This is a genomic window from Paraburkholderia tropica (assembly GCF_900109265.1).
Lineage (GTDB): Bacteria > Pseudomonadota > Gammaproteobacteria > Burkholderiales > Burkholderiaceae > Paraburkholderia > Paraburkholderia tropica.
In genome coordinates, this window is sequence record NZ_FNZM01000012.1 from 189,747 (window position 1) to 201,980 (window position 12,234).

7 protein-coding genes are annotated in these 12,234 nt (G+C 66.2%); 1 reads left to right on the forward strand and 6 read right to left on the reverse strand.

What is annotated here, in order from left to right; translation table 11 throughout:
* The first annotated feature begins 19 nt into the window (after positions 1–19).
* Complete coding sequence (locus tag BMY06_RS21330; protein ID WP_074985050.1) at positions 20–1,054, forward strand: L-idonate 5-dehydrogenase; 1,035 nt, start codon at positions 20–22, stop codon at positions 1,052–1,054.
* Positions 1,055–1,217: 163 nt separating this feature from the next.
* On the opposite strand, the gene BMY06_RS21335 is transcribed toward BMY06_RS21330, so the two are convergent.
* The 6 genes from BMY06_RS21335 to BMY06_RS21360 all read right to left on the reverse strand — a co-directional run bounded on the left by BMY06_RS21335 (position 1,218) and on the right by BMY06_RS21360 (position 12,177).
* Complete coding sequence (locus BMY06_RS21335; RefSeq protein ID WP_074985051.1) at positions 1,218–1,886, reverse strand: RraA family protein; 669 nt, start codon at positions 1,884–1,886, stop codon at positions 1,218–1,220.
* Positions 1,887–2,096: 210 nt separating this feature from the next.
* Complete coding sequence (locus tag BMY06_RS21340) at positions 2,097–2,894, reverse strand: response regulator (protein WP_244144323.1); 798 nt, start codon at positions 2,892–2,894, stop codon at positions 2,097–2,099.
* Positions 2,895–2,916: 22 nt separating this feature from the next.
* Positions 2,917–4,398, reverse strand: coding sequence for an efflux transporter outer membrane subunit (locus BMY06_RS21345; RefSeq protein ID WP_080180463.1), 1,482 nt, complete (start codon positions 4,396–4,398; stop codon positions 2,917–2,919).
* Entirely contained in the window at positions 4,395–7,748 is a 3,354-nt protein-coding gene (locus BMY06_RS21350; RefSeq protein WP_074985055.1) for an efflux RND transporter permease subunit, read from the reverse strand. The genes BMY06_RS21345 and BMY06_RS21350 overlap by 4 nt, the downstream gene beginning before the upstream one ends.
* The gene (locus tag BMY06_RS21355) at positions 7,745–10,870 is read right to left on the reverse strand and encodes a multidrug efflux RND transporter permease subunit (protein ID WP_074985056.1); all 3,126 of its coding nucleotides are present in this window, start codon (positions 10,868–10,870) and stop codon (positions 7,745–7,747) included. The genes BMY06_RS21350 and BMY06_RS21355 overlap by 4 nt, the downstream gene beginning before the upstream one ends.
* Positions 10,867–12,177, reverse strand: coding sequence for an MdtA/MuxA family multidrug efflux RND transporter periplasmic adaptor subunit (locus BMY06_RS21360; protein WP_074985058.1), 1,311 nt, complete (start codon positions 12,175–12,177; stop codon positions 10,867–10,869). Before BMY06_RS21360 ends, BMY06_RS21355 begins: the two co-directional genes overlap by 4 nt.
* Between the last annotated feature and the right edge of the window lie 57 nt (positions 12,178–12,234).

Consider the following 12,234-nt stretch of genomic DNA (forward strand, 5'->3'; position numbering starts at 1 on the left):
CATTTCAACGGATATCTCCATGCACGCACTCATCATTCATGCCCCGCGCGATCTGCGGATCGAAGACGTTCCCACGCCCGAGCCGGACGATCATCAATTGCTCGTCCGCATACGCGCGGGCGGCATCTGCGGATCGGACCTGCATTATTTCAACCACGGCGGCTTCGGCACCGTGCGCATCAAGGAGCCGATGATTCTCGGCCACGAAGTCTCGGGTGTTATCACGCGCGTGGGCCGCAATATCAGCGATATTCAGGCCGGCACGCGCATCGCCATCAGCCCGAGCCGGCCGTGCGGCGCCTGCGAATATTGCCAGAAAGGCCTGCAGAATCATTGCGTCGATATGCGCTATTACGGCAGTGCGATGCGCACCCCGCATGTGCAGGGCGCATTCCGCCAGGAAATCGTGATCGACCGCTCGCAAGCCTGGCCCGTCTCCGACGAACTGACCGACGCCGAAGCTTCCATGGCGGAACCGTTGTCGGTAGCGCTACACGCGGTGAACCGCGCGGGCCCGCTGCTCGGCAAGCGGGTTCTCGTCACGGGATCGGGTCCGATTGGCGCGTTGATCGTCGCGACCGCGCGACGCGCCGGCGCTGCGGAAATCGTCGTCACGGACATGAACTCGCTCCCGCTGGAATGCGCGAGCCGCGTGGGCGCCGACGCCACCGTGAATATCGCGCAGACGCCGGACGCGCTCGATCGCTATGCAATCGGCAAAGGCTGGTTCGATGTGCTGTTCGAGGCCAGCGGGAATGCTGCGGCGCTATGCGGCGCATTCAACGTGCTCAAGCCGCGCGCCATCATCGTTCAGGTTGGTCTCGGCGGTGAGATGACCTTGCCGATCAACGTAATCGTCGCCAAGGAGTTCGATCTGCGTGGCGCATTTCGCTTCCACGAAGAATTCGCCACCGCCGTCGAATTGCTGAACAAACGCCTTATCGACGTCAGGCCGCTGATTTCGGACATCTTTCCGTATCAGGAATCGCTCAGCGCCTTCCAGACCGCAGGCAATCGCTCGACCTCGATGAAGGTCGTCATGACATTCGACTGATCGCTTGACCCGTGCGTTTCCCTCGTTCATCGCGCGATGGGGAACGCACCTCCGACTCCTCCAGCCGTGCCCTCCCTGCCCGCAACAGTCCTCGCAGAAACGTGCTCATAAAAAACGCCGGCATCGTTCAATGCCGGCGTTCAGATCGTCGGAAGAGACGGCTTTAATTGTTGCTGCGGCTTTCGAGCGCGTCGACAAACTCACGGCTCCAGCGTCCCTCGCGCACCGCGCGCATCGTTTCCGCTTCCGCCTTCACGACGGCCCTCGCCTTCTCGATCACGGACTCCGCGTCGGCCTGGGGAATGGCAAGCAAGCCATCCTGATCGCCGACCACGATGTCGCCCGGATGCACCACCATGCCGTCGACGCACACCGGCACGTTGATCTCGCCCGGGCCATCCTTGTAGGGACCACGATGCGTTACACCCCGCGCATAAAGCGGGAAATCACGCTCGCGGATTTCGGCGACATCGCGGATCGCACCGTCGACCACGAGTCCGGCCAGGCCCGCTGACGCCGCGTAGAACGACAGGATGCCCCCCACCACGGCGTTGTTCAGATCGCCACCGGCGTCGACCACGAGCACATCGCCCGGACGGCAAAAATCGAGCGCTCGCAGATACGCCAGATTGTCGCCGCCGCGCGAGCGCACCGTCACCGCGGTGCCCGCCATGGTCAGCTTGCCCGGCCGATGATACGGCCGGAGCCCTGACGTTCCCGTGTTGCGATGCATACTGTCGCTCAGTGTCGAAACCGGAAGTTCACGCAAAGCCGCAATAGTTGCAGGCGTCGCCTGTGGCGCCGAGGGAATCTTGTTGATTGCCTTGTACATAGTAGAGATCCAACCCCATGTGTTGAAGCAGCGGGAAGCACGCATACGGGACGCGTGCGAGCTGATTCACACGTTATAGGCGAGGCCGCGATAACACCAAGATTGATTCGTTCTCCCGCGATAACAAAGACTTATTGATCGACATCCCCGTGTCAGCGCTTCAGCGCGCCGCGTCGGGCGCGAAGCGACCTCTCCCCCGCCAGACTCGCCTCACGCCTGCCCGTCCGGATCGAGCACGAAGCAATACCCTTCGCCGCGCACCGTCCGTATCCAGCGCGGCCGCGTGGGGTCGGCCTCCAGCAGCGTGCGAAGCCGCGCCACGGCAACCGTCATGCTGCTGTCGCGAATGCAGCCGCGCGTGAGCGTGACGAGGCGGCTGCGCGAAAGCGTTTCCATCGGCCGCTGCGCGAACACCGCGAGCAGCGCGAACTGGCTGTCCGTCATGCTTTGCGGCTCGCCGTCGCGCAGCAAGGTACGCGACGCGAACACGAGCCGGAATGGGCCAAAGCAGCAATCGCGCAAGCCGCGCACATCGTTCCACGTAACGGCCGCCTCCGGCACCGCGATCTGCGCGCGAGCGGACGTGCGGCGCAACACGGCGCGAATGCGCGCCAGCAGTTCGGACGGCACGAAGGGTTTGGCGAGGTAATCGTCGGCGCCGAGTTCGAGACCGATCACGCGATCGATCGCATCGGCGAGCGACGAGAACAGGATGACCGGCGTGGCGTCGCCGTGTCCGCGCAACGCCTTGAGCGACGCAAAGCCATCGACGTCAGGAAAGCTGCGCTCCATCAGCACGAGATCGGGCGACGCGGCGCGCACGTCGTGCGGCAACTGCGTCGGCGTCGACAACAGCGACACCTCGAAACCTGCCTCGACGAGAAAATGCGAGAGCAGTTCACACAGCGCGCGGTCAGGATCGACCACGAGAATACGGGCGGACACGGGCTTCATGTCGGCGCGCATCTTCGCCTTCGCCTTCGCCTTCGCACCGACCTCGCTTGTCATACCGCCATACACGTCAAGCACCTCATCGACCTTGCGCCGTTTGCAGCGTTTGCGGGTCGTCTGACGCTTGCGGCGCTTGCGCCGTCTCCGTCCCTGCCAGGCGCGACGCGTCCCAGCCGCCGCCCAGCGCTTCGATCAAACTGGCGCTCGCGATCAACCGGTTCGAACGCACCTGCAACGCGGTCTGCTCGTTGGAGAGCGCCGTCGCCTGCGCGGTCACGACCGTCGTGTACGTCACGGTGCCCGCCTCGTATTCGTCGAGCGAGATCTGCACCGACTGGCGCGCGAGCTTCACGGCTTCGTCCTGCGCGACCGCCTGCTCGCCGAGCACACGCAGATTCGACAGTTCGTCCTCGACGTCGTGGAACGCCGTGAGCACCGTCTGCCGATAGTTCGCGACGCTCTGGTCGTACGACGCGCGCGCCGCGTCGACGGCCGCCGAGCGCGCGCCGCCGTCGATCAGCGTTTCGCTGCCGCTCGCCGCGATCGACCAGAGCGTGTTGGCCGCGCTCAGCAGCGGCAGCACGCCCGAATACCCCGCCGCGCCCGAGAGCGAAATCGTCGGATAGTATGCGGCCACGGCCACGCCGATCAGCGCGTTTTCCTGCGCCATCGTGCGCTCGGCCTCGGCGATATCGGGGCGGCGTTCGAGCAGTTCGGACGGCACCACGAGCGGCACGTCCGGCACCTCGCTCGCGAGTTCGGCGGGCGCGATCGTCAGGCCCGAAGGCGGACGGCCGATCAGCAGCGCGATGGCATGCTCGTACTGGTCGCGCAACGCTTCGGCGGCGATGGCCGACGCGCGCGCGGTCGCGAGCGTGGTCTGCGCCGTCACCACGTCCGAGCGCGCGGCCACGCCCGCTTCGTACTGATTGCGCGTGATATCGAGGCTGCGCTCATAGGCCTTCACGGTGTCGTTCAGCAAACGCGTGAGCGAGTCCTGATACCGCATCGAAAAGTAATCCGACACCAGCGATTCCTGCGCGGACAGCGTCAGATCCGCCAGTTCCGCCGCGCTCGCCTGCGCGCTCGCCTTGTCGCTTTCCACCTGGCGGCGCACCTTGCCCCACAGATCCAGATCCCACGACGCGCTGGCTTCCAGCGAGCCCGTTGTCGCCGTCGTGTTGCTGCTGCGCGAACGCGTGACGCCCGGCGCGAGCGCGACGGTCGGCGCAAGATTCGCGCGCGCCTCGCGCACGACCGCGAGCGCCTGGCGATACGCGGCCTCGTAGGCCTTCAGGTTCTGGTTGCTGATCGCCACTTGCGGCACGAGCGAGTCGAGCACGGGATCGTGATAGACGCTCCACCAGTCGCCGCGCGCGGCGGCGTCGGCGGGCGTCGCGCTCTTCCAGCCCTTAGGCGCTTCCTTGAACGCGACGGGCGTGACGACGTCGGGACGTCGATAGTCGGGGCCGACCGTGCAGCCTTGCAGCGCGAGCAGCGCCACGCCGACGGCGAGGGTCATGCAGAGAGAATTGCGGATACGGAAAGGTGCGAGCTTCATGCGGATGTGTCCGTCATCGCGCCACCGGACGAACCGGGACGCACGCGCCGCCAGAGGGCGCGCGCGCGATGGCGCAGGCGATCGAGATAGAGGTAGACGACGGGCGTCGTGTAGAGCGTCAGCAACTGGCTGACGATGAGCCCGCCGATGATGGCGATGCCGAGCGGTCGGCGCAGTTCCGCGCCCATGCCCTGATCGAGCACGAGCGGCACCGCGCCGAACAGCGCCGCGCAGGTCGTCATCATGATCGGGCGAAAGCGCATCACGCAGGCGGCGCGAATGGCGTCGGCGGGCGCGAGGTTCTGCGTGCGCTGCGCGTCGAGCGCGAAATCGACCATCATGATGGCGTTCTTCTTGACGATGCCGATCAGCAGAAACACGCCGATCAGCGCGATCACCGAGAACTCCGTGTTGGTCGCGAGCAGCGCGAGCACGGCGCCCACGCCCGCCGAGGGCAGCGTCGACAGAATCGTGAGTGGATGCACATAGCTCTCGTAGAGCATGCCGAGCACCGCATACACGGCCAGCAGCGCCGCGCCGATCAGCAAGGGCATGGCCGAGGCCGCCGCGAGCGCGCTGCCCGCCGTGCCCGCGAACGCGCCGTGCACGGTGTTCGGCATGTTCAGATCCTTGACGGCCGGATCGACGGCGGCGGTCGCGTCGGCGAGTTGATGACCGGGCGCGAGGTTGAACGAGATCGTCACGGCCACGGCCTGGCCCTGGTGATTCACCGAGACCGGCGTGTGCGCCTGCACAAGCTTCGAGAACGCGGAGAGCGGCACCATCGTGCTGCTCGACGTGCTCACGGCCGCGCCCGTCGAAACGCTGCCGCCGCTGCTGGTCGCGATCGAATTGGTCGAGGCGTTGGTGGCCGAACTGGACGACGTAGTGCTGCTCGACGAACTGCTCGAACTCGTGCTCGATGACGACGACGTCGAAGCGCTCGTCACCGTGCCGGAGACCGCGTTCGTCGTCGACGTGCCGCTTGCCGCCGCGCCCGAGGTGCTCACATAGATATCGTTCAGCGACGACGGGTCCTGCAACCACTTCGGCGCGATCTCCATCACCACGTGATACTGGTTCTGCGCCTTGTAGATGGTCGACACCTCGCGCTCGCCGAACGCGTCGTACAGCGTGGCGTCGACCGTGTCGGGCGTGAGACCGAAGCGCATCGCCGTCGCGCGATCGACCACGACCTTCGCGGAAAGACCGCCGTTCTGCTGATCGGAGCTGACGTCGGCGAGCGCGGGAACATGCTTGAGCGCCTCGGTCAGACGCGTGGCCCATTGCTGGACCTGCGCGGTGTCGTCGCCTTGCAGCGTGTACTGGAACTGCGCGAAGCTCTGCCGTCCGCCCACCATCAGATCCTGGCGCGGGAACATCATCAGTTGCGCGCCGGGAATCGACGCGAGCTTGTTGCGCAGCCGCGCCATCACCGTAAACGCCGACACCTTGCGCTCGTCGAGCGGCTTGAGCGTGATGCTCGTAAAGGCCTGATTGGTGCCGTGACCGCCCGTAAATCCCACCACGGTCTGCACCGCCGGATCAGCCTTGACGATCGCGAGCGCCTGCTTGACCTTCACGCTCATCGCCTGAAACGAAATGCTCTGGTCGGCCATCATGCCGCCGCCCATCATGCCGCTGTCCTGCTGCGGAAACAGGCTTTTCGGCACCACGGCGTAGAGCACGACGTTCAGCGCAATCGTGGCGATCAAGGTGCAGAGCACCAGCAGCGGATGACGCAGCGCCGCGCCGAGCGTGCGCTCATAAACGCGTTCCGCCGCGTCGAAGCTGCGGCCCAGCGCGTCGCTCACGCGTGCAAAGAAACGCGTGAAACGATTATCGCGCCGCGGCTGCGCCGCTTCGTCCTCGGCGCTGCGCAACAGCAGCGCACACAGCGTGGGCGTGGTCGTGAGCGCGAGGATCATCGACACCGCAATCGCAATCGACAGCACGATCGCGAACTCGCGGAAAAGCCGCCCGACGAGTCCGCCCATCAACAGGATCGGCAGGAACACGGCGATCAGCGACACGCTCATCGAGATCACCGTGAAGCTCACTTCCTTCGCGCCCGCGAAGGCGGCTTCGAGACGCGACGCGCCGCGTTCGCGATGGCGCGCGATATTTTCCAGCACCACGATGGCATCGTCGACGACGAAGCCGGTCGCGATGGTCAGCGCCATCAGCGAAAGATTGTCGAGGCTGTAGCCGAACAGTTTCATCGCGCCGAACGTGCCGAGGATCGACACCGGCACCGTCACGGCGGGAATCAGCGTCGCGCGCACGTTGCGCAGGAACGCGAGCACCACGAGCACGACCAGCACCACGGCGATCACGAGCGTGCGTTCGGTATGCGAAAGCGACGCGCGTATCGTGCTGCTGCGGTCGTCGGAAACCGTGACTTCGGTGCCCGGCGGCAGCGCGGCCTGCAATTGCGGCAACACGGCTTTCACGCGATCGACCACGTCGACGATATTGCCGCCCGGCTGCTTGAAGATCCACAGCATCACGGCGGGCTTGCCGTTCACATAACCGGCGTTGCGCAGGCTCTCGACCGAGTCGTTCACCTCGGCCACGTCGCGCAGGAACACGGGCCGGCTATTGCGCCACGCGACCACCAGATTGCGGTATTCGTCGGCGCGTTCGGCCTGGTCGTTGGCGTAGAGCTGCCAGCGCAGCGCGCCGTCGCTGACCATGCCCTTCGCGCTGTCCGCGTTCGCAGCGGAAAGCGCGGCGCGCACGTCTTCGAGGCCGATGCCGTATTTGAACAGCGCGCCCGCGTTCAGCTCGACGCGCACGGCCGGCAGCGAACTGCCGTTCAGGTCGACGTTGCCGATGCCGTCGATCTGCATGAGCCGCTGTTGCAGCACGGTCGCGGCGCTGTCGTAGAGCTGGCCCGGCGTGAGCGTCTTCGAGGTGAGCGAGACGATCAGGATCGGCGCGTCGGCGGGATTGAACTTGCGATAGGTGGGGTTCGACTTGAGCGCGCTCGGCAGATCGGCGCGCGCGGCGTTGATCGCCGCCTGCACGTCGCGCGCCGCGCCGTTGATATCGCGGTCCAGACCGAATTGCAGGATCACGTCGGTCGAGCCGACGCTGCTCTGCGAGGTCATTTCGGTGACGTCGGCGATCTGACCGAGGTGGCGTTCGAGCGGCGCGGCCACGGTGGCCGCCATCGTCTCGGGACTCGCACCCGACATCTGCGCCTGCACGCGGATGGTCGGAAAGTCCACGGCGGGCAGCGGCGCGACGGGCAGACGGCCGAACGCCAGCGCGCCCGCCGCGGCAATCGCGATCGTCACCAGAATGGTTGCGACCGGCCGCCGGATAAAAACGGCGCTCAGATTCATGACGCGCCTCGCTGTGCGCCGTTGAGCGTCCAGCCGCGCGCGCGCAGCCACGCCGCCATGCGCTCCATCGCGAGATACACGGCCGGCGTCGTGAACAGCGTGAGCGCCTGACTGAACACCAGCCCGCCGATCATCGCGATGCCGAGCGGATGGCGCAATTCGGAACCGCTGCCGGTGCCGAGCGCGAGCGGCACGGCGGCGATCAGCGCGGCCATCGTCGTCATGAGAATCGGGCGCAGACGCAGCAGACACGCGCGATGAATCGCCTCGCGCGGAGTGAGGCCTTCGTCGCGTTCGGCCACGAGCGCGAAGTCGATCATCATGATCGCGTTCTTCTTGACGATGCCGATCAGCAGCACGATGCCGATCACGCCGATGATGTCGAGATCCGCACCCGTGAGCGCCATCGCCAGCAGCGCGCCGACGCCCGCCGAAGGCAGCGTCGAGAGAATCGTGAGCGGATGCACGAAGCTCTCGTAGAGCACGCCGAGCACCACGTACATCACCAGCACCGCCGCGAGCACGAGATACAGCTCGCTCGACAGCGACGACTGGAACGCATCCGTCGCGCCCTGGAAACGCGTTTCGAAACTGTCCGGCATCGCGAGCGACGCTTCCGCGCGCTTGACGGCCTTGACCGCCGCGCCGAGCGACGCGCCCTTCGCGAGATTGAACGAAATGGTCGTGGCCGGGAACTGGCCGAGGTGCGAAATCTGGATCGGTTTTTTGCTCGTGACGATGCGCGCGACGGCCGAGAGCGGCACCTGACCATCGGTCGCCGTGGACGACGGCAGATAGACCGAATCGAACGCATTGAGGCCGCGCGCGAGCTTCGGATCGATCTCCATGATCACGCGCTTCTGGTCCGACTGCGTGAAGATCGTGCTGACGATGCGCTGGCCGAAGTTATCGTAGAGCGCGTTGTCGATGGTCGCGAGCGTGATGCCGAAGCGCGCGGCGGTCGCGCGATCGACCTGCACCGTGGCGGCGAGACCCGCGTCCTGCAAATCGCTCGTCACGTCGGCGAGTTCGGGCTGCTTGCGCAGTTCGGCCACCAGCTTCGGCGTCCACACGCTCAATTGGTCCATCGACGGGTTGTCGAGCATGAACTGATACTGCGTCGCGCTCACCTGCGTATCCACGCTCAGATCCTGCACGGGCTGCATATGCAGCGCGATGCCCGTCACGTCGGCGGTTTCGTTCTGCAGGCGGCGGATGATCTCGCTCGCCGAGGCGCTGCGTTCGTCCTTCGGCTTCAGGTTGATCTGCATGCGGCCCATGTTGAGCGTCATGTTGCTGCCGTCCACGCCCACCGACGACGACAGGCTCACCACGTCCGGATCTTTCAGCACGACGTCGGCGAGCTGCGTTTGCAGCGCGCTCATGCGCTCGAACGAGATCGATTGCGAGGCTTCGGTGATGCCCTGGATCACGCCCGTATCCTGCGTCGGGAAGAAGCCCTTCGGGATCAGCACGTACAGTGCGGCCGTGAGCGCGAAGGTGCCCACCGCGACCGCGAGCGTGGCCTTTTCGTGATCGAGCGCGAACGTCAGCGCGCGGTCGTAGCGCGCCATGATCGGACCGAACCAGTCGCGGCCTTTGCGTGCTTTCGACGCTGCATGCGTGCCGTGCGTGCCATGAGGCGCGGCGCGCAACAGCCGCGCGCACAGCATCGGCACCAGCGTGAGCGAGACGAGCGCCGAGATCACGATGGCCACCGCGAGCGTCACCGCGAACTCGTAGAACAGACGCCCGATCACGTCGCCCATGAACAGCAGCGGAATCAGCACCGCGAGCAGCGAGACCGTGAGCGAGATGATCGTGAAGCCGATTTCGCGCGAGCCCTTCAGCGCGGCGTCGAGCGGCTCCATGCCCGCTTCCACGTGGCGGCTGATGTTCTCGATCACGACGATCGCGTCGTCGACCACGAAGCCGGTCGCGATCGTCAGCGCCATCAGCGAAAGATTGTCGAGACTGAAGCCCCACAGATACATCGCCGCGAACGTGCCGACCAGCGAGAGCGGCACCGACAGGCTCGGAATCAGCGTCGCGGGCACGTTGCGCAGGAACACGAAGATCACCATCACGACCAGCGCGACGGCGAGCGCGAGTTCGAACTGCACGTCCTTCACCGAGGCGCGAATCGTGGTCGTGCGGTCCGTGAGCAGCGCCACATGCACCGACGACGGCAGATCGCGCGTGAGCGCAGGCAGCATCGCCTTGATCGAATCGGCGACCTTGATCACGTTCGCGCCGGGCTGGCGCTGCACGTTCAGCAAGATCGCGGGCGTGTCGTTGCTCCACGCGGCGAGCTGCGTGTTTTCCGCGCCCGCCACCACGTCGGCGACATCGCGCAGACGCACGGGACGACCGCTGCGATACGCAATCACGGTATCCAGATACTGCTCGGGATCTTCGATCTGGTCGTTCGAGTCGATCGTCCACGCGCGATGCGGGCCGTCGAGCGAGCCCTTCGGCGCATTCGTGTTGACGTTCGTGAGCGTGGTGCGCAAGTCGTCGACGTTCAGGCCGTAAGCGGCCAGCGCGCGAATGTTCGGGCGCACGCGCACGGCGGGCTTGTGGCCGCCCGAGAGCGTGACGAGGCCCACGCCCGCCATCTGCGAAATCTTCTGCGCGATGCGCGTGTTCGTGAGCGCCTGCACCTCGGTGAGCGGCATCGTCGGCGAGGTGATCGCGAGCGTGAGGATCGGCGCGTCGGCGGGATTGACCTTCGCGTAGACGGGCGGCGCGGGCAGATCGCTCGGCAGCAGGCTGTCTGCCGCGTTGATGGCGGCCTGCACTTCCTGCTCGGCGACGTCCATCGACACCGCGAGATCGAATTGCAGCGTGATGACCGAGGCGCCCGCCGACGAATGCGAGGCCATCTGCTTGAGGCCCGCCATTTCGCCGAGTTGATCTTCGAGCGGCGCGGTGACGGCGGACGTCATCACGTCCGGGCTCGCGCCCGGATAGAAGGTCTGCACCTGGATCGTCGTGTATTCGACCGAGGGCAGTGCGGAGAGCGGCAGAAAACGCCAGGCGACGAGGCCGACGACGAGCAGCGCCGCCATCAGCAAGGTCGTCGCGACCGGCCGCAGAATGAAGAGGCGCGACGGATTCATGACTGCGGGCGGGCCTTTGCGCCGGCGCTGTCGTTGCCTGCGTTATTGCCCGCGTCGTTGCCCGCGCTTTTACCTGCGTCGTTGCCCGCGTCCTTCGTGACGTTTCTGGCGCCCTGCTTCGGCTCGCGGATCTTCGCGCCGTCGCTCAGATGATCGGCGCCGTCGACGACAAGGCGATCGCCCGCCGCCAGCCCCGCGAGCACGGCGGTGCGGCCGTTGGCCGACGCGCCCACGCGCACCTTGCGCAGCGACACGGTCTGATTGTCGTTGACGCGATAGACGAAGGTGCCCGGCGTGCCGGTCTGCACGGCCTCGGACGGAATCGTCACCGCGCCGTGCAGCGTGTCGAGCAGCAGCGAGATATTGACGAACTGGTTCGGGAACAGCGCGCCGTTGGCGTTCTTGAACAGCGCGCGCAGCTTCACGGTGCCGGTCGTGGTGTCGATCTGGTTGTCGACGGTGTCGAGCACGCCGTCCGCGATCTTCTCCTCGCCTGAGCGGTCGTAGGCCGTCACCTGCAGACGCGCGCCGCTCGCGAGGCGCTTGTTGAGGCGGCCCAGATCGTCCTCGGGCAGCGTGAACACGACCGAAATCGGATCGGTCTCGGTCACGACGACCACGCCGTCCGTGTCCGACGCCGTCACGTAGTTGCCGACGTCGACCTGACGCAGCCCCACGCGTCCGTCGACCGGCGACACGATGCGGCAATAGGTGAGATTGAGCTTTTCGGCGTCGACCTGCGCCTGATCGGTCAGCACCGTGCCTTCGTACTCGCGCACGGTGGCCTCGGCGGTGTCGAGCGTCTGCTGCGAAACCGAGTCGGTTTTCGCGAGGCGCTGGTAGCGCGCGAGATCGAGGCGCGCGTTGTCGAGCAGCGCCTTGTCCTTCACGACCTGCCCCTGATATTGCTTGAGCAGCACTTCGTACTGGCGCGGATCGACCTGCGCGAGCACGTCGCCCTTCTTCACGTGCTGGCCTTCGCGGAAATCAATCGACTGGAGATAGCCGCTGATCTGCGATTTGACGGTGACGGTCGCGAGCGACGTCACGGTGCCGAGCGAGCTCAGGCGCACGGGCACGTCGCCCGTCGCGGCGGTGGCGACGCCGACCGACTGCGCCATGCCACTCATCGGACCACCGGGGCCACCCGGGCCGCCGGGTGCGCCCGGCAAGCCCGGCGGGCCGCCCGCGCCAGGCGCGTGGGGACGCAGCGCGAACAGCGCGCCCGCGGCGACGCCGAGCAGCAGCAGCGCCCACGGCCAGACGCGGCGACGCCGCTGCGAGCGTGTTTCGTGCGGCTCGCGCACGGGGGTTTCATCGGGTGCTCGGGGGGGCTCTACGCGCTTGTCCATGCCGTTCGCAAT